The sequence below is a fragment of the Akkermansiaceae bacterium genome, assembly GCA_024233115.1.
Taxonomy (GTDB): domain Bacteria; phylum Verrucomicrobiota; class Verrucomicrobiia; order Verrucomicrobiales; family Akkermansiaceae; genus Oceaniferula.
In genome coordinates this window covers 1-26,136 of record JACKQB010000003.1, presented here as the reverse complement: position 1 = coordinate 26,136, position 26,136 = coordinate 1, and the positions used below count along the sequence as shown (strand labels likewise).

At 55.5% G+C, this 26,136-nt stretch carries 21 protein-coding genes and 3 pseudogenes; 19 read left to right on the top strand and 5 right to left on the bottom strand.

What is annotated here, in order from left to right; all coding sequences use genetic code 11:
* Positions 1 to 328 precede the first annotated feature (328 nt).
* Together H7A51_08000 and H7A51_07995 are read left to right on the top strand one after the other, a co-directional pair.
* Positions 329 to 3,943 (top strand): hypothetical protein, encoded by a 3,615-nt coding sequence (locus H7A51_08000; protein MCP5536165.1) that lies wholly within the window; start codon positions 329 to 331, stop codon positions 3,941 to 3,943.
* Positions 3,944 to 3,958: 15 nt separating this feature from the next.
* On the top strand, positions 3,959 to 4,663 hold the full coding sequence (locus H7A51_07995; GenBank protein ID MCP5536164.1) for a hypothetical protein: 705 nt from the start codon (positions 3,959 to 3,961) through the stop codon (positions 4,661 to 4,663).
* 23 nt (positions 4,664 to 4,686) lie between these two features.
* Here the strand turns inward: H7A51_07995 and miaA are convergent, their stop codons facing one another.
* Positions 4,687 to 5,610, bottom strand: coding sequence for a tRNA (adenosine(37)-N6)-dimethylallyltransferase MiaA (gene miaA, locus H7A51_07990; GenBank protein MCP5536163.1), 924 nt, complete (start codon positions 5,608 to 5,610; stop codon positions 4,687 to 4,689).
* Positions 5,611 to 5,675: 65 nt separating this feature from the next.
* A complete protein-coding gene (locus H7A51_07985; protein MCP5536162.1) occupies positions 5,676 to 6,929 on the bottom strand; it encodes a hypothetical protein in 1,254 nt (417 codons plus the stop codon).
* Between the two features lie 542 nt (positions 6,930 to 7,471).
* Between H7A51_07985 and H7A51_07980 the strand changes: the two genes are divergently transcribed.
* From H7A51_07980 to htpG, 10 genes are all read left to right on the top strand, one after another.
* Positions 7,472 to 8,344, top strand: a complete 873-nt coding sequence (locus tag H7A51_07980) for a D-alanyl-D-alanine carboxypeptidase (protein MCP5536161.1) — start codon at positions 7,472 to 7,474, stop codon at positions 8,342 to 8,344.
* Between the two features lie 40 nt (positions 8,345 to 8,384).
* On the top strand, positions 8,385 to 9,461 hold the full coding sequence (locus H7A51_07975; protein MCP5536160.1) for a 6-phosphofructokinase: 1,077 nt from the start codon (positions 8,385 to 8,387) through the stop codon (positions 9,459 to 9,461).
* Between the two features lie 27 nt (positions 9,462 to 9,488).
* Positions 9,489 to 9,971, top strand: coding sequence for an Lrp/AsnC family transcriptional regulator (locus H7A51_07970; GenBank protein MCP5536159.1), 483 nt, complete (start codon positions 9,489 to 9,491; stop codon positions 9,969 to 9,971).
* A gap of 12 nt (positions 9,972 to 9,983) precedes the next feature.
* Positions 9,984 to 11,150, top strand: coding sequence for an aminotransferase class I/II-fold pyridoxal phosphate-dependent enzyme (locus tag H7A51_07965; GenBank protein MCP5536158.1), 1,167 nt, complete (start codon positions 9,984 to 9,986; stop codon positions 11,148 to 11,150).
* A 13-nt stretch (positions 11,151 to 11,163) separates the two neighbouring features.
* The gene (locus H7A51_07960; GenBank protein MCP5536157.1) at positions 11,164 to 11,937 is read left to right on the top strand and encodes a CAAX prenyl protease-related protein; all 774 of its coding nucleotides are present in this window, start codon (positions 11,164 to 11,166) and stop codon (positions 11,935 to 11,937) included.
* A 70-nt stretch (positions 11,938 to 12,007) separates the two neighbouring features.
* Positions 12,008 to 13,651 carry an NAD+ synthase gene (locus tag H7A51_07955; GenBank protein MCP5536156.1) on the top strand — a complete coding sequence of 548 codons (1,644 nt, stop codon included), beginning with the start codon at positions 12,008 to 12,010 and terminating at the stop codon, positions 13,649 to 13,651.
* 47 nt (positions 13,652 to 13,698) lie between these two features.
* Positions 13,699 to 15,549: a right-handed parallel beta-helix repeat-containing protein gene (locus H7A51_07950; GenBank protein ID MCP5536155.1), complete on the top strand. Its 1,851-nt coding sequence runs from the start codon at positions 13,699 to 13,701 to the stop codon at positions 15,547 to 15,549.
* 100 nt (positions 15,550 to 15,649) lie between these two features.
* Positions 15,650 to 15,994, top strand: coding sequence for a DUF2752 domain-containing protein (locus H7A51_07945; GenBank protein ID MCP5536154.1), 345 nt, complete (start codon positions 15,650 to 15,652; stop codon positions 15,992 to 15,994).
* A gap of 91 nt (positions 15,995 to 16,085) precedes the next feature.
* A complete protein-coding gene (locus H7A51_07940) occupies positions 16,086 to 16,349 on the top strand; it encodes a hypothetical protein (protein ID MCP5536153.1) in 264 nt (87 codons plus the stop codon).
* Between the two features lie 179 nt (positions 16,350 to 16,528).
* The gene (htpG, locus tag H7A51_07935; GenBank protein MCP5536152.1) at positions 16,529 to 18,379 is read left to right on the top strand and encodes a molecular chaperone HtpG; all 1,851 of its coding nucleotides are present in this window, start codon (positions 16,529 to 16,531) and stop codon (positions 18,377 to 18,379) included.
* A gap of 452 nt (positions 18,380 to 18,831) precedes the next feature.
* Here htpG and H7A51_07930 read toward each other — a convergent pair whose 3' ends face one another.
* Positions 18,832 to 19,140 (bottom strand): PEP-CTERM sorting domain-containing protein, encoded by a 309-nt coding sequence (locus tag H7A51_07930; GenBank protein ID MCP5536151.1) that lies wholly within the window; start codon positions 19,138 to 19,140, stop codon positions 18,832 to 18,834.
* 90 nt (positions 19,141 to 19,230) lie between these two features.
* Here H7A51_07930 and H7A51_07925 point away from each other — a divergent pair, with 90 nt between their 5' ends.
* The 6 genes and pseudogenes from H7A51_07925 to H7A51_07900 all read left to right on the top strand — a co-directional run bounded on the left by H7A51_07925 (position 19,231) and on the right by H7A51_07900 (position 23,808).
* Complete coding sequence (locus H7A51_07925) at positions 19,231 to 19,758, top strand: hypothetical protein (GenBank protein MCP5536150.1); 528 nt, start codon at positions 19,231 to 19,233, stop codon at positions 19,756 to 19,758.
* A 281-nt stretch (positions 19,759 to 20,039) separates the two neighbouring features.
* Positions 20,040 to 20,663, top strand: a pseudogene (locus H7A51_07920) (N-6 DNA methylase).
* A gap of 121 nt (positions 20,664 to 20,784) precedes the next feature.
* Complete coding sequence (locus tag H7A51_07915) at positions 20,785 to 21,219, top strand: virulence RhuM family protein (protein MCP5536149.1); 435 nt, start codon at positions 20,785 to 20,787, stop codon at positions 21,217 to 21,219.
* Positions 21,216 to 22,058 (top strand): KilA-N domain-containing protein, encoded by an 843-nt coding sequence (locus H7A51_07910; protein MCP5536148.1) that lies wholly within the window; start codon positions 21,216 to 21,218, stop codon positions 22,056 to 22,058. The genes H7A51_07915 and H7A51_07910 overlap by 4 nt, the downstream gene beginning before the upstream one ends.
* A 188-nt stretch (positions 22,059 to 22,246) precedes the next feature.
* Positions 22,247 to 22,628, top strand: a pseudogene (locus tag H7A51_07905) (N-6 DNA methylase).
* Positions 22,600 to 23,808 (top strand): phospholipase D family protein, encoded by a 1,209-nt coding sequence (locus H7A51_07900; protein ID MCP5536147.1) that lies wholly within the window; start codon positions 22,600 to 22,602, stop codon positions 23,806 to 23,808. Before H7A51_07905 ends, H7A51_07900 begins: the two are co-directional and overlap by 29 nt.
* A 22-nt stretch (positions 23,809 to 23,830) precedes the next feature.
* Here H7A51_07900 and H7A51_07895 read toward each other — a convergent pair whose 3' ends face one another.
* Together H7A51_07895 and H7A51_07890 are read right to left on the bottom strand one after the other, a co-directional pair.
* On the bottom strand, positions 23,831 to 25,477 hold the full coding sequence (locus H7A51_07895; protein ID MCP5536146.1) for an SAM-dependent DNA methyltransferase: 1,647 nt from the start codon (positions 25,475 to 25,477) through the stop codon (positions 23,831 to 23,833).
* Between the two features lie 8 nt (positions 25,478 to 25,485).
* Positions 25,486 to 25,734 (bottom strand): hypothetical protein, encoded by a 249-nt coding sequence (locus H7A51_07890; GenBank protein ID MCP5536145.1) that lies wholly within the window; start codon positions 25,732 to 25,734, stop codon positions 25,486 to 25,488.
* 129 nt (positions 25,735 to 25,863) lie between these two features.
* Here H7A51_07890 and H7A51_07885 point away from each other — a divergent pair.
* Positions 25,864 to 26,136 (top strand): annotated as a pseudogene (locus tag H7A51_07885) (hypothetical protein).

Below are 26,136 nucleotides of genomic sequence, written 5' to 3'. Positions count from 1 at the left end.
GTAAACCGGGCGTGAGGATGTAGCGTATCTCCATTTTTTTCACCACTATGATCCACAAACGCGTTTCGGACATGGCTGCTATGCAGGCGACGGTGTCATCGACTGCATGGCTTCGGTTCACATGGCCATGATGGTTTGGGGCTGTCCAGCGAATCCCTCTGTAATCCTCTCGCCGCGTTTGGAAGGGGGCTTTCCGCCCCTCATTATTCAAAGGATGCGAATTTACGCTTGACGATCATGTTTTACTTCGTGATTACTTGACAAGGACGTAGATACGTGCTTACCTCGCTTTATGAGAATGCTTGAAAAGCAACCCAACATAACACACATGACAAACACCGGATACTATCCAGAGAAACATCAACGTTGCATTTCGAGCCGTGGATTCGCACTGATTGCCACCATTTCGGTGATGGTATTGCTGGTGATGATTGCCTTGGCGATGCTTACGCTGTCGGCACTTGAATTGCGCTCATCCGGTCAGGATTCGGCGATGGCGGAAGCGCGTGCCAATGCCCGGGTGTCGCTGATGCTCGCACTCGGCCAGCTCCAGCAGGAAATGGGGCCTGACCAGCGCATCAGTGCACCTTCCGAAATCATGGACAGCACACCGGACACACCGGCAGCGGATGGAGTGGGGCGGCTTCACTACACCGGCGTATGGACGGCCGCCGAGTCGCTATTGGAGCAAGGAACACTGCATCAACCGTCGTATGACAAGAAGTCCGGCTTTCGTAAGTGGCTTGTATCCGGGGACCCGGTCTCGCTGGCACAAATGGATCTCGTGAAAACAGCGTTGAACACAGGGCCCAATGCGGCGAGTATGGTGGCAGCAGGTTCTGCCACATCCTCCAATCGGGGCGTAACCGTGCCGCTGGTGGAGGGCACACGCTCGGCATTTGCCTGGTGGACATCGGATAATGGGACCAAGGCGACGCTCCGTGCGGGTGAGAAACCCGATCCAGCGTCCATTGGGAAATCCCTGCTCGGCCTCCACCGTCCCAGTGCCGAAGGTCATGCCGCGCTCAACACGGACCTCCCCACCCGGGACGAGGGACTCGATAGCCGGTTGGTGGATTTACAAACCGTTGATGCCGCCAAACCTATCACTGCCCGCGAAGACCGGGTCGGGTGGAAAAACATCCACGATCTCAGCACGCAAAGCGAGATCATTCCCGTGGATGTCACTAACGGAGGGTTCCGCAAGTGTATGAACCTCAAGCTCGACTGGCTTCAGGGACTCAGTGCATCACAACGTGCTGCCCAGGGCACCGTGGGCCCGATGAAAAACGCCTACTCCGACTACCGTCTGTTCTCATGGGACCAACTGCGCAACTACGAGAGTTTGGCGCGGTCTAACACCAACCTGACAATAGACTCAGCCACGGGTCGCCCAACTGTCCGGGTGCATAAGCAACAAGGATATTCCGGCTCTAACGGCGAACCTGAGTGGAACCCTTATATCGCCGAGGATCGTTTTCGCCTCCAGCCGGTGATCCTCAAGTTTGGGTTAGCCATGAGCTACGCCACCGAGCATGTCACCAATACCTCGAAAGTGCCCGACCCCTCCAAACCTTACGCCCTGAACCTCTATACTTACCCGATACTAGCCTTGTGGAATCCCTACAATGTCGATCTCCTTATCCCCGAGTATATTTCAAGTGCAGACCTTCCGCTCAGATTAAACTTCGAGGTCCGTGGTACGACAAACAGGACTTATAGTCTCGATCTTACCGGTAAGAACACGGAAGTGTTCACAGGTTTTGGTCCCGAGATGGGAGGCATTGAGCGTTTCTCCAATATCACCATCCCCGCCGGATCGACAGCGGTGCTCTATGGCCAACGCGTGCGCACTGACTACGCGCACCGCAATGAACACCGGCACTATCGCTTCCGTTACCACTATTATATATGGGGAAAACTGGGAGACTTCACCCTGGGAGAGGGGGGGAACTTCGGGGGCGTCATGAAACACCTCAACAACGGGGCGATTGAGAATCTTGACTCCGGAGGGAGCGACGAGATATGGGGCAGCTCGACCGATACAGTGAAACTTACCGCCAAACCTGCGGAAGGCAGCCTGGATTATCGCTTCAGGGTGATAGCGGAGCACACCGATTGGTGGGGCAATAACGGCTCGGGAACGGACAATGCCGAAACCCTGCAAAAATTCGGTGTCACATGTCAGGACAATATGCAGGTTGAGGCCGGGGGTCGGTCGCCCCAGATCAGCCTGTTGACGGCGTCCGAGGCACCCCAGCACACCTTTGGGGCGCTCAAGGATACGCCGACGCCGGTGCTCTACTTTGAGTATTACCGCAAGCCCGCCGACGAGGATCTCTTCCCCAGCAAGACCTTTTCTTTTTCGGTGGCCGGCAACCCAATCTACCCCCATACCTCCAGCAAGACGGGAAACTCCGACACCGTCACCCCCTGGTTTGAGAAGCCGTATTCTTTCCGTTTCAAGGCGATCAGCTCATGGTTTGATGTGACCAAAACCTTCCAGCTTCCCCCAGATAGCGACAAGCATATCTACTTTGGCAACAGCTACTCGCCCGCCGGCCAGCTCAATGTGGTTGACCAGGAGATACCGCTATCCCCGCTGGTGTCCCTGGGGCAGCTCCAGCATCTACCTCTGTTTGACTACCGGCCCACCTACGATCCGATAATCAGCTACGGTAATACTATCTGGTACACCAAGCAAGGCGCGTACTGGTTCCATGAGGGGCGCGTGACCCAGTTTGCGCAGAATCACGCCATCGGCAACTCCTACGCCAGTCCGGGCATCCCGGCCGACAAACTCACCTACCAGGGCTGGAACTACAGGTTTTCAACATCAAGCCAAGCCAGGCACCTGCGTACCGACCGTTCCTACATGGCCAATGCCGTGTTATGGGACTCCTGGTTCTGCTCATCCGTCGCCGCCCAGGACGGGTTGCTGCTGACCAGGGATATCAGCCCGCGCAACAGCCGCGAGGTGGCCCGCGACTTCTTTGAGGGCGACACACCGCTACCCAACGACATGATGACCGCCGATCTCGACAAACCGGCGGGGGAGGTGCTCGACGAGCTTTTCCAGGCCGACGGCAAACCCAAGGCGGAAGCGGTGGACAGGATCGCGGAATACATCCGTATCAGCGGCGGATTTAATATCAACTCGGTCTCGGAAGTGGCCTGGACACATTTCCTCGCCGGCTTGTTCTCCCGCCCGGTGCTTGTCATGGAGTCCAAGACCGGCACTGAGAAGCCGCGTCTGGTGCAGCCGGACGGGTATGATAGTTTCCTGATTTCACGCAACACCCTGTCGAATGCCGAGCCCGCCGAAAGAAAACAAGGCAAGGCACGCGAGGACAGCTACTGGAACGGCTCGCGCGAAATTAATGCGGACCAGCTCAAGGAGCTTGCTGCGGCGATTGTCAAACAGGTCAAGAAACGCGGCCCCTTCCTTTCTCTCGCCGAGTTTGTCAACCGCCGTGTTACCACCGACAAAGAGCTTGCCATCAGCGGGGCGCTGCAAAGTGCCCTGGACGATGATGACTGCAGCATCAACGAGCCGTTCCGCTATGACGTTATCACGGGTAACGAGAGCACCACGGCGGGCAAACCCAGTTATCCCTTCCCGGATGCGGCCAAGGGCCCCCGCCGCCAGGGTATCAATGGTTATGTCACCCAGGCCGACCTGCTGAACTCGATCGGGCCGATGATTTCCCCGCGCTCGGACACCTTTACCATCCGTGCCATGGGTGAATCACGTGACACGAGCGGGAAGGTCCTCGCCACCGCGTGGTGCGAGGCGGTGGTTCAGCGCACGGCCGATTATCTCAACTCCGGTGATCCGGCGTGGACTGACGCAGACAGCCTGACCAGGCAGGAGAACCAATCATTTGGCCGCCGGTTCAAGGTGGTTACATTCCGTTGGCTGCACCCCGGTGAAGCACGTTGATTTTTTTTATTACCCATGAACGCCCTGCACATCCTCCACACTACCCTCGCCACCAGTCTGCTGGTGGTCACGCTCATTACCTCCGCTGCGGCGCAGGACCAGGCACCCGTTGCCAAAGTCAGGCTACTCGCCTTCGCCCGCATAGGTGAGGATCTGGCGGTCAGGATCCTTGACCCTGAAGGGGAGCCTGTAATCGAGGACTCTGTGCCGCTACCCACCCAGCAACTCTCTGCCGCTGCCGGCTTGAAATCGAGGTCGCTGGTTTTTGTGTCACCCAAAAATGATGAGACCATCCTGGCCAAGGCAAAGCTCCCGGCCACGGGCAGGGAGTTTATCCTTGTTTTCCTCCCGTCAGCCAAGGACGGCAAGTATCCGTATTTTGTCCACGCTCTGCCGATGCCCAAGGAGAGCTTCGGCTCCGGGGACTATGCTTTTTTGAACTACAGCCACAGTGCGATCGGCTGTAAGATCAATGATGCCAAACTGATCATCCCCAAGGGGAAATGCTCCGTTTACAAGTCGGGAGCCAAAGCCAGTGACAATAAAAAGCGAAGCATCGTCTGTTACGAACAACAAGCGAATGGCAAGTGGGCAACCCAGCCGTTTTTCTCGAGCCGTCTCATTATCCAGTCCGGGGTGCGCAACCTGATCCTCATTTCCCACAACCCCCGCACCAAGAGGATCGACTTCCGCGGTATTGCAGACTTTGTGGAAAAATAGGGGATGCCGGGAAATAGCTGACGTTAGCCTATGCTTCCTGATAGAGACATGGCAAGTGTCCGCATGCCGGTGCCTGCATCCACAGGGCAGGGGGTGAGCCATTGTTCCTTGCCAAACCAGGTGCGTTGGCGTTTGGCGTATTGGCGGGTGGCGGCGGCGATGCGGTCGGCGCATGCTTCGCGCGAAAGTTCGCCTGCGAGGTAGGCGCGGATCTGAGGTACGCCGATGGCTTTTTCACAGGTGGTTGATGCGTTTGCCAGGGCCGCGACTTCCTCGACGGCTCCGTTTTCTAACATATCCACGGCGCGTTGATTGATCCGCTGGCGCAGGGTTTCCCGGTCCCAGAGCAGGTAGGCGCCACGCAGGGTTTGTTCGATGGTGTCGCTGGCTTGTTTCCAGTCGTTTTTCAGCTCCGACATTTTACGGCCTGACAGCAAACAGATCTCCAAGGCCCGGATCACGTAGCGCCGGTTTTTAAGATTGGTGATGGCGGCACCTTGCGGGTCTAACTCGGTGAGTCGCGCCACCAGTGCCGGATCGCTTTCTTTTTCCAGCTCGGCACGCAGAGCCTCGTCACCGGAAGGCACGGGGGACGGGCCGTGGGTGAGGAACTTGAGATACATCCCGGAGCCGCCGGTGACGATGGGGGTTTTCCCCCGGGATTGAATGTCTGCGATCACGGGTAGTGCCATTTCGCGGAAGCGCATGGCATCGCATGTTTCGCTGGGAGCAATGACACCATAAAGATGATGGGGGGCGAGGGCGCGCTCATCAGGGGCGGGAGCGGCTGAAATGATTTCCAGGCCGCGGTAGAGCTGGTAGGCATCGGCGTTGACGATTTCACCATCAAGCAGATGAGCGAGCTCGATGGCCAGAGCGGATTTGCCGGAAGCGGTCGGACCGCAGATGTAGAGGGGGTTTTTGATGGGTGATGGGTGATGGGTGATTCACAGAAAAACCCGCTTGGAAATGATTCGCAAGCGGGTTTTTGAAGTGATTGACTGCGGTTGGATTAGTGGGTGGTAGAAACCGGAGTGTCCTCGGTTTTCTCAGCCACTTCAGGTGTGGGCTCCACCGTGAGTTCAGCGGGTTTTTGTTCGGTTGTTTCTTCGGCTTGTTCTGCGGTTTTCACCTCACTGGCAGGCTCGTCAGCCGTCGGGTTCTCCTGGCCAGGTTTCCCGTCTTCAGGTTTCTCATTGGCGCTGGTGACTTTGATGTTGCGCCCCATGAACGGCTGGTCGTGAAGAATTTCGATGGCGCGCTGGGCGTCCTCGGATTTCTGCATTTCGATAAAACCAAAGCCCTTGGGTTGATGGGTCTGGCTGTCGTAGACGAGTTCAACTTTACGCACGTTGCCGATTCCCTTGAAAAGCTCCTCCAGGGCACTTTCGTCCACCACGGATGAGAGGTTGTCGAGGTGGAGGCGGGCAGCGGAGTTGCGGCTCCCCCCGCGCTCCCTGGCGGGCTTGCTCGTGCGGGTTTTCTTGCCTGCCGCCGGCTTGCCTGCACGAGCTGGCCGGTCTTCCGATGAGCCGTTTGATTCATCAGGCTTGGCATTGGCGCCATTGACGATGAGGTTGCGGCCCATGAACTCTTGATCGTGGAGCACCTCCACAGCCCGCTCGGCTTCCTCGACGCTGAGCATGGTCAGGAAGCCGTAGCCTTTGGAGCGATGGGTGTGGCGGTTGTAGATGATCTCCACGTTACGTACGGTGCCGATTCCTTTGAAGAGTTCTTCGAGGTCGTGTTCGGTGGCATCGTAGGAAAGGTTGCCGAGATACAGGCGAGGGGTTTCCACGGGGAAATCCTTACCGCTTTCACCGGCTCCCGCTCCCTGGGCCTTGATGGGACCCGTGGCGTCTTTTTTAGGCCCCTTGGTTCGCGCGACCCGGGTATTGGACTTGGCCGTTTTTTTCGTCGCGGACTTCGCTTTTTTGGCGGCAGCCGGCCTTCTCGGGGGGCGGGTGGGCTCCTTGTAGAGACCGAAGAATTTTTTCACCTTTTCCCAGAATGTCAATGGGAGGGGGGCTGCTTGGCGGCGGCGTGGGCCACCTCCGCTCTGGCGACCCTGGCCGGTGGTTTGCTTTTGACGTTTACCGCCCTGACCCCCCTGACCACCCTGACGGTTGCCCTTGGGGCCACCACCTGGTCTGGATTGATTTCTGGGACGGTTACGGTTTCTATTGCGGTTACGGTTGCTGTTGTTGCCGCCTTGGCGGCCCTGACCCCCGCCACTGCGAGGGGTGCTGTTGTTTTCTTGAGACATTGTAATAAGTCGTTTTAGGTTGTATTGGGTGCGCAGACGGTGCTGTGTTTATTGGTCTGGTTGCCGTGGTCGGCAGGATCCAAGCCGTAGCGGTCTGAACCGCTGGAACGGACGGAGTGTGATCCTCTTTCTGTTTCCAGAGCCGGGCTCCAGGTGTTGCCCCGTCGATGGCGCGTTGTTTTTTTGCCAGTAGGGCAGGGCTTGTCATGGCAGTTCCGGACAAGACACTTCTGTTATCGGCAAACGCAGGTTGCCCGTCCGGCCCGGAGGTGTGATACCTGGGGGCCAGAGCGGCAATGGGGTAGGAATGCAGTTGCGTTGGCATGAGAACAGTCGCTGGCGCTGAAAACCTAGCTGTGAAAAATGAAAACACAAGAACGTAATCAAGAGTTGTCAGATGCCCTTACTTAGGTAGAGTCTCCACGCGTCACCGCCAATCCATCCCCCATATGAAATATCGTATGAAGCACCTTAGCCTTGTCCTCACCTGTTTGTCTTTATCCGTCCTTCAGCCAATCAAGGCTGCAGAAAGCTATTTAGTCATGGAAGCCCACAGCGGACGGGTGTTGCTCGCCGCCAATCCCGAGCAAAAGCGACCTATTGCAAGTCTGACAAAGATGGTGACCGCCAAGGTGGTTCTCGATTGGGCCAAGCTGTCCCAAACCAGCCTGTCGACCATGGCGTCCGTGCCGCAGAGTGCTCTTGCCGTGGGTGGTGTGAATCCCATGGGGTTGAAGCCTGGCGACCGGATCTCGCTTCGCGACGCGCTTTACTCAGCCCTTCTTGGCTCGGACAACATTGCAGCCCTGACTCTTGCTGACCACGTGGGAAGGGCCTTGCTGGTACGACGCCAACTCTCAGGCGATCCGGAGAGCACGTTTGCGGGCGAAATGAACCACCTGGCCAAGGCCTTGGGCATGACGCGGACGCGCTTTGCCACAGCGCATGGACTCGACCTGCCTGGTAAAAAAGGCTACTCGACGGCATCGGACATGGCTCGCATGGGCGTGCATGTGATGCGGGATATCGGATTTACTTTTTACGTCAAACAGGAATCCCGCACGATCACTGTGGTGGACCTCAATGGTGCAAAACGCTCTTTCAAAGTGGCCAATACCAACTCCCTGTTAGGGCAGATGGGGGTCAATGGCATCAAAACTGGTATGACAACTGCTGCGGGCCAATGCATCGCCGTGAATGCCCATCGTGACCCCATCGTCAAGAAAATCAGTGAAGAGCGCTCCCAGATCAGGAATCGTGACCTCGTTGTGGTTATTCTGGGGAGTGCTGACAGAATAGGGCGAGCCAAGCAGTTGATCAGCCAGGCGTGGCCGCTATACGACCAATGGGCAGCAGCCGGATACCCGGTCTCACCGAAGGGGAAAGAGATCATGGCCGTTCCCCACCTCAAATAATCAGATTTAGCAATTAACCTATCATATATTAGATTCAAACATGAAAATTGGAGTTTTAAACAGCGGAGGCGACTGCCCGGGACTGAATGCCGTGATTAACGGTGTCGTAGGTGCGGCCGATAAATTGGGTTGGGAGGTCCTGGGTTTCCGGGACGGATTTGAAGGCCTGTTGCCGGACGGGTGTGATTACATGACCTTGACGCCGGATGACACCAGTGTCGTGGCAGGTCTTGGAGGAACCATCCTGGGAACCACCAACAAAGGTAATTTTGCCGCCAAGGTAGGGGTGGGTGATGTCGCCAAAATCCCTGCGGAAATCATGGATAAAGCCCGTGACAACGTCAATAAACTCGGCCTTGCCGGGCTCGTCATCATCGGTGGTGACGGCTCCCTGACCACGGCCTTGCAGATGAGCGAGGAGGGCTTTGATGTGGTCGGGGTTCCCAAGACCATCGACAATGATCTGCAAGCGACCTCGATGACCTTTGGTTTTGACAGTGCCGTTTCCTCCGTGGTGGATGCGCTCGACCGTCTTCATACCACGGCGCAGAGTCACAAGCGCGTGATGGTGCTTGAAGTCATGGGACGCCATGCAGGCTGGATCGCCCTCTGGGGGGCCATCGGTGGTGGCGCCAACGCCGTGTTGATCCCTGAGATTGACGCGCGTGTGGAAAAAGTGGCCCAATTCATCATCGAACGTGAGAAAAAGGGCAAACGCAGCTCATTGGTCGTGGTGGCCGAGGGTGCTAAGATCCTCAACGGGGGGATTGTCACCCGTTGTGAGGGCGAAGCCAGCGAGGTGAGTCTGGGGGGGGCTGGCGAAATGGTCGCAAAAGAGCTCTACAGGCTGACAGGGAAGGATACCCGTGCCTGCACACTGGGGCACCTTCAGCGCGGAGGCTCACCAACGGCGCTCGACCGTGTCCTCAGTGCCCGCTTTGGAGTGAAGGCGGTGAAATTGATCGCCGAGCGCAGGTTCGGCTGCATGGTCAGTTACAAATCGGGTGAAGTCAGCTCGGTCCCCATCGCGGATGCTGTTAACCAGCTCCGCCTGGTCGACCCCGATGGAGAAGTGGTTCAAACCGCGCGTGCGCTTGGTATTTGTCTAGGCGATTGATCGATTTTATGGCATGCATTTGCGCGCATGAATGACCCGCTACTCACTCTACTACAGACCAAGGCCCGTTACACCAATACGGAGTTAGCCGAGACGCTCAGTCTCTCTTCCGAAGAAGTCGCCTCACGTATTTCGGCGTGGGAGAAAGACGGCACGATCCTTGGTTACCAGGCCGTGATCGATGATGACAAGGCCGGGGAGATGGGCGTGTCTGCGTTTATCGAGGTGAAAGTCACGCCTGAGCGTGGCGGCGGCTTTGACCGACTGGCCATGCGGATCGCACGTTTTGACCAGGTGGTGTCCTGTTATCTCGCCAGTGGTGGCTACGATCTGATGGTGGTGGTCGAAGGCAATGACCTGCGTGAGGTGGCCAGCTTTGTTTCCCAGAAATTGTCTACTTTGGATGGGGTTCTTTCGACAGCGACCCATTTTCGACTGAAGACCTATAAGGAAATGGGGTTCATCTTTGAGGCTGAGGAGCCTGAAGGTCGTTTGCCGGTCAGCCCCTAATCCCTCAACAACATGGATTACACAGATAAAATTTCCCGTCAGGTGGCGGGCATCCCGAGATCGGGTATCCGGGACTTTTTTGAACTGGTGCAGGGACGGGACGACGTCATCTCGCTGGGTGTGGGCGAGCCGGATTTCGCCACCCCGTGGCATATACGTGAGGCGGCGATCTACTCCCTGGAAAAAGGCAATACCAGCTATACCTCGAACCTGGGTCTGCTCAGTCTGCGCAAGGAGATCTGTCGCTATGTCAGCGATTTTTTTCACGTCGATTACAACGCCTCCGGCGAGGTGCTTGTTACCGTTGGTGTCTCTGAGGCCATTGATTTGGCGCTCCGGGCCCTGCTTAACCCAGGTGATGAGGTGGTCTACCACTCGCCGTGTTACGTTTCCTACCTTCCCAGTATCGCCCTTGCCTATGGGGTGCCGGTCGATGTCGCCACCACCAAGGAGGATAATTTCTCCCTCAGGGCGGAGATGCTGGAAGCCGCGATCACGCCAAAAACAAGGGTGGTGATGCTCAACTTCCCCACCAACCCAACCGGGGCGGTGATGCCATTGGATGAACTGGAGAAAATCGCGGCGCTTTGCGTCAAACACGACCTGATCGTGCTCAGCGACGAAATCTACTGCGAGCTTCGCTACGACGAGGGGGAGCATGTCTCGATTGCCTCTCTTCCCGGGATGAAGGAGCGCACGGTGCTGCTGCACGGTTTCTCCAAGGCGTTCGCGATGACCGGATTCCGGCTCGGATACGCCTGTGCGCCCGGCCCGCTGATCGAGGCGATGATGAAAATCCACCAGTATGCCATGCTCTGCGCCCCGATCACCAGCCAGGCGGCGGCTTTGGAGGCCTTGCAGAATGGCGGGGAAGCGATGATCAGGATGCGCGACAGCTATCATCAGCGGCGCGATTACGTGGTCGGCAGACTCAACGAGATGGGAATCGACTGCCATTCCCCTGGCGGTGCGTTCTACGTTTTCCCCGATATCCGCAAGACCGGGCTGAAGAGTAAGGATTTTGCCATGCGACTGCTCGAGACCGAGTCCGTGGCCGCCGTGCCCGGTGATGCCTTTGGCAAGGCGGGGGAGGGATTCCTGCGCTGCTGCTACGCCACCTCCTTCGAGGAGTTGAAGATCGCCATGCAGCGCATGGAGCGCTTTGTGAAGACCCTCTAGACCTGCCCGCCACATGCTCGACCTGAAAAAAATCCAGCACGATCGCACCAAGGCCCACGTCGTTCCCCTGGCTGTTTTCATGGTGCTGCTCGCCCCGTTTCAACTCACGGGATGGCTGGAGTGGAAACACCCGGACGCCGCATGGTGGCAACACTACCCGGCACAGTGGCAGTATCCAGCCCAGTCATTGATTGCGATAGCGTTATTGCTATTTTTCCGCAAAAACTATGAGTTGAAATGGAGTCTGAAACCCGTGCTTTTCGGGGCGCTGATGGGGGCTGTCGGGATCGGTTTTTGGATTTTGCCCACGCAAATGCACAGCTGGCTTGGGCTGGAGGGCGAGCAGCAAGGGGTGCTGAAGTGGCTCGGGGTGATGCCCAGGACGGAAGGATTCAATCCCCAGGACCTGGCCGATAAGTTTGATGGTAGTCCAAGTGTCTACTGGGCCTCGCTGCTGATGCGTTTTTTCCGCGCCGTGGTTGTGGTGGCGCTGGTTGAGGAGATTTTCTGGAGGGGTTTCCTGATGCGTTTTCTGCTCGATATGGACCGCGACTACTGGAAGGTGCCTTTTGGAAAACCGGCCTGGATTTCCTACATCGTAGTCACGCTGGCGTTTATATTGGTGCACCAGCCGGTTGATTACCTTGGCGCCTTGGTTTTTGGCTCCCTGATGTATTGGGTGGCGGTGAGGAGCAAGAGCCTGCTGGCCTGTGTGGTCATGCACGGCGTCGCCAACCTCCTGATGGGCTGGTATGCCATCGAATTCGGCAAATTCGGGCTGTGGTAATACCGGGGGAAAATCCTGTTCATTTTGTGAATTCTGTAAAAAATCGCCCGATCCCAACCCGACCCAGACCATGAAGATAGGAATCGCTCAAATCAACGCCGTTATCGGTGATTTTCCAGGAAACGCCAAACGCATCCTCGCCGCCTACCGTGAATGCCTCGAAAAGGGGGCGGATCTGGTCATGGTGCCGGAGCTGGCCCTGGTCGGCTACCCACCACGGGATTTGCTGTTTAAAACCCAGTTTGTGCCCAAATGCCTGCAAGCCCTGGATTATCTGGCCGACGAGGTGAAAGGGGTTCCGCTGGTTGTGGGTTACGTCGACCAATGTCCTGATGATGCCATTGGCAAACCCTTTCGCAATGCCGCGGCATTCCTCCAGAATGGCGCCATCCGCCACAAGGTCTGGAAAACCCTCCTGCCATCCTACGATGTGTTCGACGAGCGCCGCTATTTCGAACCCGGGGAGAGCTGTGATCCGATCGTATGGAACGGCACCCGGATCGGCATCACCATCTGCGAGGACATCTGGACGGAGGATTACTTGCACCGCCCGCTCTATGACCGTGACCCGGCCGAGGAACTTGTCTCCAAGGACGTTGATCTCATTTTAAACCTCAGCGCGTCACCCTTCAGCCTGGGGAAACCGGCGCTCCGACACAAAATGCTCTCCGACGTGGCGATCGGAGCCGGCACGCCCCTGGTCTATTGCAACAGCGTCGGCGGACAGGACCAACTGATTTTCGACGGCAGCTCGCTTGCATTCGACGCCATGGGCCGCCCCCTGGCAGCACTGGCAGCGTTCGAGGAGCACTGCGCCGTTGTCGATGTTTCCCGCGAAGGGCATGAGGGGAACGCCCAGCCTGAAACCTGCCCCGAGGAGGAGAGTTACCGGGCCTTGGTGCTTGGCTTGCGTGATTACCTGCACAAATGCGGCTTCACCAAGGCCTGTCTCGGACTTAGCGGCGGGATTGACTCCGCCCTGACGGCGGCACTTGCCTGCGAAGCCCTCGGAGCGGAAAATGTGCTTGGTTTAACCATGCCGAGTGAGTTTTCCTCCGGCGGCAGTGTCGCCCACTCCATCGAGCTCGCCAAGAATCTGGGAATGCGCTGTGAAACAGTCCCTATCGGCGGTTCGTTTGAGGCGGTCAAAACCGCCATGAAGCCGGTCTTTGGCGATCTGCCGGAGGACGTCACCGAGGAAAACATGCAGGCGCGCATACGTGGCCTTTTTCTAATGTCACTCTCCAACAAAACCGGCCAGCTACTCCTGACCACCGGCAATAAAAGCGAGCTCGCTGTCGGCTACTGCACCATGTATGGCGATATGTGTGGTGGTCTCGCTGTGATCAGTGATTTACCCAAAATGCAGGTCTACGCGCTCTCGCGCTGGATCAACCGGGACAAGGAAATCATCCCCTGGGACACCATCGAAAAACCACCGAGCGCGGAACTGCGGCCCGACCAGAAAGACCAGGACACCCTGCCTCCCTACGAGGTTCTCGATGCCATCCTGGAACTCTACGTCGAGAAACATCTATCAGGCACCGAAATCATCGAGGACCATGGCTTTGAAGAAAACCTTGTCCGTTGGGTGCAACGTCGGGTAGACTTGAACGAGTGGAAACGCTACCAGGCAGCCCCGGGCCTGAGAGTCACCTCGAAAGCCTTTGGCATCGGTCGACGCATGCCCATTGTCCAGCGATACACTGACTAACCCGCATACTTACCCAGGTAATATGCCATCACTTTTCATTCCCTCCCATGAAAAACACCGAAGCACGCAAAATCCTTGGTCTCGATCCCGACGATGACCCGCGTGCCTTTTTGCCCGCCTTCGAGGAGACGCGCGAATACAAACAGGAACTGGTCAACAATGCTCCCAGCGCGGCAATAAAATTCCGATACCAGCAGGAACTGCTCGAATACGAGGCTGCCGTCAAGGTGGTCGCGGGAAAACAAAAGATCCGTGCGCACACCGACTTCATCGTCGTATTGCTTCTCATCGCCGCCTTCAGTGCCGTCGGTTGGTGGGGCTACCAGTGGTATCAACAACAGTGGAATACCCATGCCCAGGTCGAAGTGAAGCTTGCCCAATTGCAATCCGATGGCCGCATCGCCGTCATGGGGCGCAAGTGGCCGGAAGCTGAAAGAATCTATCAGGAAATCAAACAGCTTGACCCCGGATCACCAGTGGCGGCGGCTGGATTCGAGGCGATCAAAAAGGGACGGCAGGAGGAGAAAAGCCAGCAGTTGTTCTACACCCTTGGCGAGAGTCAAGCCGCGCTCGAGGCGGGTCGATGGGACGAGGCGGAGAAGCTTGCCCGGTCGGTCCTCGAACAGTCTCCCGGAAACGAAACGGCCCAACGGAAAATCGAAATCATCCGGGAAGGACGGCGTAAGCAGGAAATCTCGCTGAAGCTCATGGCCATCACCGATGCGATTGATGCCGGTAATCTATCAGAGGCCCGAGTCGCCCTTGCAGCACTTCGTGAATCTGATCCGGAAAACCCGAACCTCTCTGGATTTTCCAACCGTATCGACGCCGAGGCGAAAGAGATTAGAATGCGCCACGACCAGGCGGCAGAACTCTACCAACAGGCACTCAAGCTAGACAATGGCGAGTTCTCACCCAAGGCGATGGCGCTCCTGGAGGACGCCCGCAGGCTTCATCCCGAGTCCAGGGAGATCCTGGCTCTTCATCAGAAAATGGGCAACTACACACGCGCCATCAATGTCCCTGTGGATTACCCCACGATTTCCCAAGCCATTGAAGCGGCCCGACCGAGGGATTTCATCCGGGTGGCCCCCGGGGTTTACAAAGAATCACTTACCATTGACAAGCCAATCCGCCTGGAGGGTAGCGCGGACGGGAAAACCATCATCCAGCTTCCAGCCAAAGAAGATGGATTACTGACAATCACCGCCGATGCCGACGGCTCGCACGTCAGTGGTTTCGACTTCAAGCACACCGGGTTTGATCATGGCCTGGACCGCTATTCGGGAATTACGGTTGAAGCCGATCAGGTGACCATCAGCTCCTGTAACGTCGAGCACTCCGCCGGCCACGGAATCGCTGTGATCGATGGTGCCAAGGTCAAAATCACCGGTTGTAAGGTCACCCTCTGCGGCTGGGACGGGATCTCTGTGTATGGCCAGAACAGCACAGCGGAAGTCAAGGACACCCTCTGCCGGGAAAATCTGCAACAGGGCGTGGGGTTCTGGATGGGGGGCAGTGGCAGCGTGACCAATAGCCGGTTACTGAAAAACGGCCTCTGCGGCATCGTCGCCATGAGCAAGGGCACGCAGGTCAGGCTCACATCCAATACCTGCTCCGGCAACCGCGAAGCCGGTATCCTCATCTCCGATGCTGTCGCCGCCGACCTCGCATCCAATCTATGCGAGAAAAATCTTCTCAGCGGCATCGTTGTCCGCAGCGATGGCACCACCGTAAGTCTCGTCAACAATGTCACCAAGGGCAACCACGAAGCGGGCATCCTGACGCACCTGGGGGTCAAGGTGCTCAAGTTCGAAAACAACCGGGCCAGCGGCAATGTCAGCCAGCAAATCTGGCGTGATGCCAATTTGCAAAAACCAAAGAAGCAGGAAGAGTAGGGTTTGATGGATCATGGAAACGGGTTCCAACAACGGGAATAAAGAGCCTCGTGTGGCTCTGCTCTCCATCTTGCTCGAAAACCGGAAGCTCGGATGGGGGATGTTGGGGGGTGGCCTGGGCTACTTCGCGCTTTCACTCCTTGGCTTCCATTTTTTCTCCTGCACCTTCAAGGACCTCACAGGATGGGACTGCCCGGGCTGCGGGCTTACCCGGGGCAGCCGTGCCCTACTCCACGGGGATTGGGGGGCGGCCCTGGGTTTTCATTGGTTTACTCCCGTATTCATCCTGTTCTGGGGCGCGGTAGGCATCGGCCTGGTCCTGCCCGAGCCGTGGCGAGGAAAATTCCTCGCCGCCGTGAAAACCAGCGAGCGGGTGACCCGATGGCCGGTCATTCTCGGAATATCTCTTGTCATTTACGCATTGACGCGGAATTTCATCACGTGATAGGGTTTAAACGGCTGTTGGAAACAAGTTCCAACAGCGCTTCATCGGCATTCCGCCTAATAACAATCAATAAACTAACAAAAATACAATTATGGCCATTATCGGATTACTGTTCAGCCTGGGATCTATCGTATGCTGGGTTATGACACTCATTAAAATGTTTCAAAAAGAGAACATCGGTCTCGCCATCCTCGGCATCATCTGCCCCCTGTGGGCCTTCATCTGGGGATGGATCAATGCTGCCAAGCACGACCATAAAAAGATCATGATGATCTGGACAGCATGCTGGGTGCTCAGCATGATTTTCACTGCCGCAGGTGGTGGATTCAGCGGATCATTCAGCGTTGGTCAGTAGTCGGACCTTCTTTTCGAATCACACATCACATTAAGCAACCTCCACCTCGTTTCCAGGGGTGGGGGTTTTTTCCGCCCACAGACAGCCACGATTTTCACTTGCAGGGTGGGGGAGTCACGCTATTTTCCGCCCGCAGCAATCATCCATTCTGCAATCTTAAATTATTCATTCAATCAGCCATGTCAACTGCCACAGAAGAACATACCCACACATTCCAAGCCGAGGTGCGCCAGCTCCTCGATATCGTGATCCACTCACTCTACACGGATAAGGAGATCTTCGTCCGCGAGCTCGTTTCCAATGCTTCCGATGCGCTGGAGAAAATGCGACTCAAGCAGCTCACTGAAAAAGATGTCTATGACTCCGACCTTGCACTTGGAATCGAAATCACCACCGACGAAGAAGCCAAAACGCTGACGATTTCCGACACCGGGATCGGTATGAACAACGAGGAACTGATCGAAAACCTCGGCACCATCGCCCACTCGGGAACAAAGGCGTTTTTGGAGAAAATGAAGGAGCAGGGCAATGCCAACGCCGATGTCATCGGTCAGTTCGGGGTCGGCTTTTACTCCGCTTTCATGGCCGCCGACCACGTCGATGTCCACACCCACTCATGGGAAAACGGCACCGACGGCCATACTTGGAGTTCCGATGGCGCCAGTGGCTACAGCATCGTGGAAAATGCCGAGGCCAAACGGGGCTGCCGCATCGTGCTCCACCTCAAGGAGGGCTCGGAGGAGTTCAGCAAGGAGGCCCGCATCAAGGGCATCCTCGAGAAATACTCCAATTTTGTCTCTTTCCCGATCAAGCTCAACGGCGAGCACATCAACAAGGTCGAGGCCCTCTGGTTGAAAAACAAAAAGGACATCACCGAGGACGAATACAAGGAGTTCTACAAGTTCACAGCCCACGCTTTCGACGATCCGCGCTTCACCATGCACTTCAGCGCCGATGCGCCTCTCGCCATCAACGCGCTGCTGTTTACCCCCACCGAAAACACCGAGCAATTCGGTATGGGCCAGATGGAGCCCGGCGTGTCGCTCTACTGCCGCAAGGTGCTCATCGATGCCAAACCGGATAAACTCCTGCCCGAATGGCTGCGCTTCCTCCGTGGTGTCATCGATAGCGAGGACCTGCCGCTCAACATTTCCCGCGAATCCATGCAGGACAGCTCGCTGGTGAAGAAGCTCAACGGGCTGATCACCAAACGCTACCTCAAATTCCTCGAAAAAGAGGCGAAAAACAACCCCGAGGCATACGACGCATTCTACAAGAAATTCTCCCGTTTCCTCAAGGAGGGCATCGCCACCAGTTACGAGCACCAGGAACAACTGGCCGGCTTGCTGCGGTTCGAAACCTCACTCAACGAACCGGGTGAATTGTCCAACTTCGCACAATATCTCGAACGCGCCAAAGACGAGCAGGAGAGTATCTACTACCTGACCGGGATGTCCCGCGACGCCATCGAGAGCGGTCCCTACCTGGAGGCGTTCAAGGCGAGGGGGCTTGAGGTCTGCTTCTTCACCGAGCCGGTCGATACCTACGTCATGGAGGCGCTTCCCGAGTTCAAAGGCAAGAAGCTGGTCTCGGCCGACCGGGGCGAAATCGAGCTCGACGAGGTGGCTGCCGAGGGCGAGGAGCTGGACAGTAAAAAACGTAAAAAACTCATCAAATTCCTTGAAAAAGAACTGGCTGACAGAATCAGCAAGGTGGAATCGTCCGGTCGACTCGTCAAAAGCCCCGTGGCCGCGTTAACCCCCAAGGACGCACCCAACGCCCAGATGCGCGCGATGATGCAGGCCATGGGCCAGGAGATGCCGGTCACCAAGGCCACACTCGAAATCAACCCGCGTCACAATGTCATCCACGGGCTCTCCAAGCTCGTTGACTCAGACGAGGAGACAGCCAGGCTGGTGGCACAGCAACTCACCGACAACGCGCTGCTCGCCGCCGGACTTCTGGAAAACCCACACCAGATGGCCGCACGCATGAACGAACTCATCGAGAAGCTGGTTGATAAGAAGTAAACTTCGTTGCGGGTTAAGTAACCAGCCTAACTTTAAAACCTAAAACATCATCCTTAAAACACCCGGAATTCGCGCACCAGCGGGTTCCGGGTTTTAAATACGCGATTCTCAGGGCCTTAACTTTTTGACCAATTTACCTGCATCAGGGGAAAATCGCCAAGTTCACGGAAAATGGCCATTTTCACGTATTCACACCCAAACAGCCCCACAAACCCACCATTCTACAGCATCTATATGTAACTTCGCACAATGTATGTAATGCGTGGTTGTTTATGGTGTGTTGGTAGGGGCGCGTGTCCCCACGCGACCGGCTGTGTCAATTATCCCTTTCCTCACATCGACAATCCTATCCTTGCTCGTTGCTCTATTCCATCTGAGCAACCATAGACCTCAATTTACGCGAAGAGTTGAGAGATGTCGGAAGCGGTAGCGCTTCCGCTACGGTATTTCGCTTACACAGGATTCCTTTTTCCTGCGTGTTGCCAGCATATCCCCGATCCCAGAGCCAGCAAGAATAGTGAGCTGGGTTCTGGCACATTGTTCACAGCCTCAATGGCAGCGGCAAAAGTAATGTCTGAGGTAGGATTCGTTGTATCGTAGACAAACCGCACCGGTGTTGCTGTTGTCTCTGTGAGATTGATCTGCGCCCAGAACGAGGTTTTTTCATTACCTGGGTTATCGTTGTTGCTGAAGTAGACCCAGTTGTCGTCCCCTGCCTGGGCTCCGTAGAGGTAACTGCTCGTCAGTGTTCCAAGCCTCACATTCCCCCCTCCCCCTGTGCATGCGTAGCGAAATCGATCCCGCTGTAATATTTCTTGCTGCTTGATAGTCACTATGTCTTAAATGCGCTTATGAAAACGTGTGTGTGTTATTTCGCTTGTCTGTCCGTGTTGTGTTGTTCCTTTGTTTCCTGCCAACGCGCGGCTGAGAGTTTTGTTGAGAACCTGACCAACCCCAAAAGCAATACCGAGCCCACGACCGCTGAGGCGAATATCATCAACAACGAAATTGCCCAATACTTCTACTTCCCCGACGGGACTACAAAAAATGCTTACACTAAATACGACAGCAAACACAAGCCGTCCATCAATGTGTATCATTTTCAGAATCTCTCATTTTCAGCTCTGGAAACCCGCCTGAACGAGTCTGACAAGAAAAACGGCGTCCAGCGTCGTGTCATATACAAGCTGACCGCTGATCAGCCATTTCGGATCAAACCCTACAACAAACCGTGGTCTAAGTGGCAACAAGGTGGTGGTATGCGCGTGGCTACGCATTTCACGTTTACTCTAATTACTACCTCCAGAGGCACATCTATCGAGCGTATTACACCACTCATCAAAGGCTTCACCAAGCCCTCGAAATATGATATTCGATGAGTATGCTTCATGGGTTTTTGATGAGTTCACTTTTCAACATTCTCTATTCTCTATTCAACATTCTTCTTCCCCATCCCCTTTCCCGCTTGCCACGCATCCGCTCTTTGTTAGTCTGGCGTCATTCTTAATATCCCCTAATGCCCGCCGCCAAAAAAGCCACCCGCAAACGTGCCGCCAAGAAAGCAGCTCGTAAGAAAGCCGCCACCCCCAAGGACAGCCGGAGCGAAGCGAGACAGACTGCCCGGCAGGGCAGCCCGAAGGGTGAGCGCGGAGGCGTGAATCAATACCTCATCCGCAAGTTCGCCGAGGGCGGCGGCCAGAGCGCCGGTGAATGGAGCGGAGCGACATGGACAACCCGACAGGGTTGCCCGGAGGGTGAACGCGGGGGCGTTCATCAATTCTACACCCCGCCCGAGGTCGGCACCATCATGTCCCGCGTCCTCCAGCCCGAGTCCGGCATGGAGATCTACGACCCCTGCTGTGGCTCCGGCGGTCTCCTCGTGAAATGCGAGATCGAAAAGGAGCGCGGGTTTTCCAACCCGCGAAAGGGAGAAAAGGACGCGGGTAAGAAAACCCGCGCTCCGTTAAAATTGTTCGGCCAGGAATTCACCCCCGAGACCTGGGCCATGGCCAACATGAACATGATCATCCACGACACCGGCATCCAGCGCATCGCCGACACCCTCATCGGGTGGAGGGAGGAGGAAAAGCTCAGCCGCATCGTCGATCACGCGGAGCTGAAGAAAAACGACTACAACATCTCCCCCAGCCGCTACATCCACACCAGCGACGCCGAAACCTACCGGCCCATCGCCGAGATCGTCGAGGAACTGAAGGTCATCGAGGCGGAAGCCAAGGAGACCGACAAGGCCCTCGGAAAAATCCTCAAGCAACTCGGGATATGAGCGACGACCAGACCTTCAAAGCCCCAACGGGGCGGCCATATGACAGCCCAGGGCAACGCCCTGGGTTCCCGAGACCCATGAATTCCGGAGCCCTGAAGGGGCGATACAAAGGAGGTAGCCAATGAGCGAACTCGTCCTTTACACTTCCGACGACGGCCGCACCCGGCTCGACCTTCGCGTCGAAGGCCAGACGGTCTGGCTGACCCAGCTCGAAATCGCCGAACTTTTCCAAACCACGAAGCAAAACGTCTCCCTCCACGCCAAGAACATCCTGGAGGATGGCGAACTGGCTGAGGATTCAGTTGTCAAGGATTCCTTGACAACTGCCGCCGACGGAAAGCGCTACAAGACCAAGCTCTACAACCTCGACCTCATTCTCGCCATCGGCTACCGCGTCCACTCTCCACGCGGCGTGCAGTTCCGCCAATGGGCCAGTAGCCATCTCAAGGAATACCTCACCGCCCTGCCATCCCGCGAACTCCTCCAACAAAAACTCCACGCCGCCATCGAGATTTCCCGGGCAAGGTTGGAGAACAGGGAAGGAGGTAACACATGAAAAAGAAGCCAACCAACGCCACGATTGAGGTTCGCGGGAACGAAATCAGAGTCGTCCGCCATCAGGACGAGGATTATATTTCCCTGACTGACATCGCAAAGTCGAAGAACGCCGACCACCCCGACGATCTCATTCGCAACTGGCTCCGCAACCGCAACACGCTGGAATTGCTCGGCATCTGGGAGCAGCTCCACAACCCCGGTTTTAATCCCGTCGAATTCGAGGGGTTTAGAAATCGGGCGGGTCTCAACAGCTTTGTGCTGACCCCGCGCCAATGGATCGAGACCACCTCAGCCGTAGGCATCGTTTCCAAATCTGGTCGCTACGGCGGCACTTTCGCCCATCGGGACATCGCCTTTGAGTTCGCCTCCTGGATATCGGTCGAATTCAAGCTCTACCTCATCAAGGAATTCCAGCGGCTCAAGGAAGACGAGAACCGCCGTCTCTCCCTCGCCTGGAACCTCAACCGCACTCTCGCCAAAATCAACTACCGCCTCCACACCGACGCCATTCAGGCGCACCTCATCCCGGCGGAAGTGACCCCCAAGCAAGCCTCCATCACCTACGCCAACGAAGCCGACCTGCTCAATGTCGCCCTCTTCGGCCAGACCGCCCGCGAATGGCGCGATGCCAACCCCGACAAGGAAGGCAACATGCGCGACCACGCCACCCTGGAACAACTCCTCGTCCTCGCCAATATCGAGAACATGAACGCCGAGTTCATCCACATGGAACTCCCCCAAGGCGAGCGCCTGAAACGCCTCAACGCCATCGCCATTCGCCAGATGCAGACGCTTACCGCACGGACGGCAAAGCAGTTGGAAGGAGGCACAGAGTGAGTGCGAAAACCGGCCGACCTGTCCGCCGTAGTCCCGCCAAGCGGGACGAAGGTGGAGGCGCGGGAGACGGACAAAGCCTTGAAGGAAATTCTGGAGAAGATCGGAGTATGAGCTTTGCACTGGATCGAAGTGCTTTAGAAATTTCTCCTGTGCTGCCATCATCATTCTCCCTTCAAACTTTATCGGCCACCGCCCCCGGCATCGTCCTCTTCCTCAACAGGGATAAGCCCAAGACCCGACAGGGTAAGGTCTTCCTCGTCAACGCCAGCCAGGTCTTCGAAAAGGGCGATCCCAAGAACTTCATCCCCGACGCCGGCATCCAGCGCATCGCCGACACTCTCATCGGGTGTAAGGAAGAGGAAAAAACTCAGCCGCATCGTCGATCACGCCGAGCTGAAGAAAAACGACTACACCATCTCCCCCAGCCGCTACATCCACACCAGCGACGCCGAAACCTATCGACCCATTGAGGGGATTAGGGAGCAACTACTCATACGCGAATCTAAACACAAGCGGCTACCTAAGCGGGGCCAGTTTTTCAATGAACGTCACTACCATAACGCAGCCTGAAACCCAACTTGGTCTTGAAATTGACCTGATTCTTGAAGAGAGCGAAGTTTTCTCACGAATTATCTTCGTTTCCGCCTTCGTCTCCCTTCGCACAACGCTCCGCCTGCGAGAGCGCCTCCTTACCAAAGCGGCAGGAGGATCCGACCTCCGCTTTAACGTCGGCATAGATCTCGGAGGAACAAGCCGCGAAGTCTTAGAAGAACTTCTCCGATGGGATTGCGAGGTGAACATCTTTCACAACGCAATACCCCGATCAACGTTTCATCCTAAAGTTTATCTATTTGAACGTGAGACAAAATCCACTTTGTTTATTGGATCGAACAATCTGACAGACGGTGGTTTCTATACAAACTACGAAGCCGCTACCCGATACGACTTTGAACTAGCAGATGATGAAGGCGAGTATCACCGGATTCTTGGTCCCTTAGGCGCTTTCCTCGACCCCTCCGGATCTATAGTTCAAAGCCTCGACGCCGACCTGATTACAACGCTCATTGCACGAGGCGAACTGCCGTCAGAGGCAGATGCTCGCCGAGGAAGGCGAGCCGAGGCGAGAGCAAGACGTTCCCGGGATGGGGATATTCCGCCAAATCCTTTTGGTGCTATCGGAATACAACTGCCACCACTTTTACCCGACAACCTCCGGCAAGAAGAACCTGCGCCACATGCAGATCGCGAAGCTCCGGAACCGGTCAACCCCTCCGAGGATTCAGTTGACGCGGATCCAGAAAGATTTCCACCTCGAGTATTAATGTGGAGAAAGAGCCTTTCAAATTCCGACGCCTTGCAGGTCGCTGAGGGCACAAACCACGTCGGCGGTGTCAGATTGACGCAGGCTCGATTCGAGAACCCTCAAGGAACAAGGATTGATTGGACACGATATTTCCGACAAATGTTTGCGGACTATCCTTGGGAGCGTGAATTCGGCCATACCCAACAAGAGAAAGAGCATGCATTCGTTCCAATGCGGATAATTATACGCGGTCAGGATTACGGGATCCGAAACTTTGAAATCAGCCACAAACCTTCAGGAGAAGCAGGACAGGCGAATTACACTACAATTCTTCGATGGGGACAAGAATTCACTCCCATTGTAGTTAGGGAAAACTTGGCTGGAGCAGTGTTTTCACTCTACGAAACGGCAGATGATGACGTCGAGTTTGCCATCGATATAACGTAGGTTTCGCCTGCAGGCTTGAACATCACTTGGCACTGTCTTTCACAGCCGATGAGTCTACTCTATGTCGACGATCTCGAAGCTTCATCCAGGCTGAATGTAGCGAGTCCTGATCAGACTCACTCAATCCCAAACGCCCCAAAACGAGTGCGTCGTGGATACGAAGAAAATCTGTGTCGTTTGAGACTGACCGAAATCTCTTGTCCGCCATTTGTAAATCACGGTTCGTTGCTTTAATGACGGGCACCAGAAGACGCTCAATTTCAGACGGAACGAGTTCCAGCACTCCGCCGCCATAGTGCCTGCCCTCCATTTCTGCTGTAAGACTAGTAAGACTATTCACGAAACCAAACACGAGCTGAGCAGGTTTGATATTGAGAGGCTGGATGCGATATGCGGTATCAGTTGTGTAAGCTTCTGCACTGTTCAATACCAGTCGAGGAAAATGATGCGCTCGTTTCAACATCGCTATGGGTGCTGAGTATACCGATGGAACTTTATACCAAGTTTTCCGTGTTCTACATTTGAACCTCGTATGGAGACTTTGGCTCAATCCTATATCTAAATACTTCCTCACATTCGCGGGTAGTTTTTCGATTTGCTCTTCTTCAAACCATAAGAAGTTGGCGGGAAGCCCCGTTTTCTTATTCGATTCATGGTCGGCACCTCCATATACGAGCCCTTTGACATGATTACTCCGGCCAAACATAGGATGTGCCCATCGCTGCAGCGAAAATTCACTTACTGTAGCGTCAGGAACGAGGAAGAATTTATTTGCTCCGGTAACTATTCCCACATCTACTGACGCGATTTCGGAGAATTTCTTTACATCGTCACGTGATCTCAAGTCGGAGAGGAGTGCTCTTTCTTCTACCGTCAAAAATACGGGCATCCACTTTCCTTCAATCGTGGAGCCATTTGCATAAATCGAAGATTGAAAGTGTTCCTCGGGGCTCTCGTTGAGGGATTCGCGTGACCGGGCAGGAATTACCGCGACCCCATGTCCTTTTTCCCTGCTTTCGGCCTTCTTTTCCGCTAGCAGGAGAACTGTTCCCTGTAGAGTTTCACCGAACCAGATTTCTTTCGGATCAATGATCAAAATCTTTGAGCAATGTTCGCCCAAATATTGTCGTAATGACTGTGCGTGGGGAATGTGAAAGATTTCAGAAGGAATGACCATGGCAAGCCGTCCGCCTGGCTTAAGAAGGCGTAACGACGCCAATACAAACGGCACCCAAGCGTTGGTGTGCTTTGTAAAGCGGAGCCCCAATTGGGAGAATATTTTCTCGGCTAGCAGCTGCTGTTCAGAGGGAAGATACTGGTATCGAATGAAAGGCGGATTCCCGAGGACTGCATCAAACCGTTTTCCATTTTGACCATGGATCAGATACCAACGCAAAAAATCGCTATCGAGCACCTCAACAGGCAGTTTTGTAGTCTCCCGTGCTTTTGCGGCCTCAACTGGATCCAGTTCGCAAGCAACAATATCGCTAACAGAGTTTAATCCGACGGCTTTAATGGCGCGAAGGAACGAGCCGTCTCCGCAGCTGGGCTCAAGAATGGATTTCGGTTTCTTCTCTGAAATCCACCTCACAAGATACTCCGCAATAGCGGATTCGGTGTAGAAGCCGCCTCTGAGTTTTTGAGCCGACTCAAATTCAATAAAATTCATATATTTGTTTATTTATTTTTCTTGTCAGAATTACGGCCGCCATTCTTTTTGCCACTGGCCTTGTATTCTGCAGGTTCCTCGGCCACGAGGGCTGGTCGGAACAATTGGAGTTGGTTTCGTTCAAGAAGGTATTTCTCAGTGTTCGCCAGAAACCAACTTTTCAATGTGTGCCCATCTCGGGTCAGCGCAGAGTAAAGCTCATCCTTTAGGGAAGGATCTATTTCGAGCACTATTCGTCCGGAATCGCCACGAGCCATGTTATGTGATGTAACATAGCGATGTTACATGGCAAGAATTTTCTTCTCGTCACACGCATTTTGTTCTCGGGGGAAGGACTCAAGATGCAGAGCATCAATGGGTTGGGAGCGTGTCCATACCTTTGCTCCGATCTGCTCGACGCCAAGGTGCGGGAATTCAGCCCGCGCTATGCCGAGGCCGAGGGCGCCTTGCTCGGTCAGTTCCGCCATCTCCACACCGACATCTACGGCAACCGGGAATTCGTCGAGCACCTGCGCAATCGGGGCAAGTTCTTCGATCACGAGGAGAAGCGCGAGCGCGACCTGATCCTGATCGATTACGACGGTCCGTCGCGCAACGTTTACGAAGTCACCGAGGAGTGGGCCTTTCACAATGGCCACTACGGCACGCGGGAGGATGTG

Bases quoted from the DNA above. Each gene is read 5' to 3' on its own strand.
- H7A51_07950 (MCP5536155.1), top strand. From the start codon at position 13,699: ATGAAAAACACCGAAGCACGCAAAATCCTTGGTCTCGATCCCGACGAT.
- H7A51_07940 (MCP5536153.1), top strand. From the start codon at position 16,086: ATGGCCATTATCGGATTACTGTTCAGCCTGGGATCTATCGTATGCTGG.
- htpG (MCP5536152.1), top strand. From the start codon at position 16,529: ATGTCAACTGCCACAGAAGAACATACCCACACATTCCAAGCCGAGGTG.
- H7A51_07890 (MCP5536145.1), bottom strand. From the start codon at position 25,734: ATGGCTCGTGGCGATTCCGGACGAATAGTGCTCGAAATAGATCCTTCC.
- H7A51_07915 (MCP5536149.1), top strand. From the start codon at position 20,785: ATGAGCGAACTCGTCCTTTACACTTCCGACGACGGCCGCACCCGGCTC.
- H7A51_07970 (MCP5536159.1), top strand. From the start codon at position 9,489: ATGAATGACCCGCTACTCACTCTACTACAGACCAAGGCCCGTTACACC.
- H7A51_07900 (MCP5536147.1), top strand. From the start codon at position 22,600: ATGAACGTCACTACCATAACGCAGCCTGAAACCCAACTTGGTCTTGAA.
- H7A51_07945 (MCP5536154.1), top strand. From the start codon at position 15,650: ATGTTGGGGGGTGGCCTGGGCTACTTCGCGCTTTCACTCCTTGGCTTC.
- H7A51_07955 (MCP5536156.1), top strand. From the start codon at position 12,008: ATGAAGATAGGAATCGCTCAAATCAACGCCGTTATCGGTGATTTTCCA.
- H7A51_07985 (MCP5536162.1), bottom strand. From the start codon at position 6,929: ATGTCTCAAGAAAACAACAGCACCCCTCGCAGTGGCGGGGGTCAGGGC.
- H7A51_07895 (MCP5536146.1), bottom strand. From the start codon at position 25,477: ATGAATTTTATTGAATTTGAGTCGGCTCAAAAACTCAGAGGCGGCTTC.
- H7A51_07980 (MCP5536161.1), top strand. From the start codon at position 7,472: ATGGAAGCCCACAGCGGACGGGTGTTGCTCGCCGCCAATCCCGAGCAA.
- H7A51_07995 (MCP5536164.1), top strand. From the start codon at position 3,959: ATGAACGCCCTGCACATCCTCCACACTACCCTCGCCACCAGTCTGCTG.
- H7A51_08000 (MCP5536165.1), top strand. From the start codon at position 329: ATGACAAACACCGGATACTATCCAGAGAAACATCAACGTTGCATTTCG.
- H7A51_07975 (MCP5536160.1), top strand. From the start codon at position 8,385: ATGAAAATTGGAGTTTTAAACAGCGGAGGCGACTGCCCGGGACTGAAT.
- H7A51_07965 (MCP5536158.1), top strand. From the start codon at position 9,984: ATGGATTACACAGATAAAATTTCCCGTCAGGTGGCGGGCATCCCGAGA.
- H7A51_07910 (MCP5536148.1), top strand. From the start codon at position 21,216: ATGAAAAAGAAGCCAACCAACGCCACGATTGAGGTTCGCGGGAACGAA.
- H7A51_07960 (MCP5536157.1), top strand. From the start codon at position 11,164: ATGCTCGACCTGAAAAAAATCCAGCACGATCGCACCAAGGCCCACGTC.
- H7A51_07925 (MCP5536150.1), top strand. From the start codon at position 19,231: ATGAAAACGTGTGTGTGTTATTTCGCTTGTCTGTCCGTGTTGTGTTGT.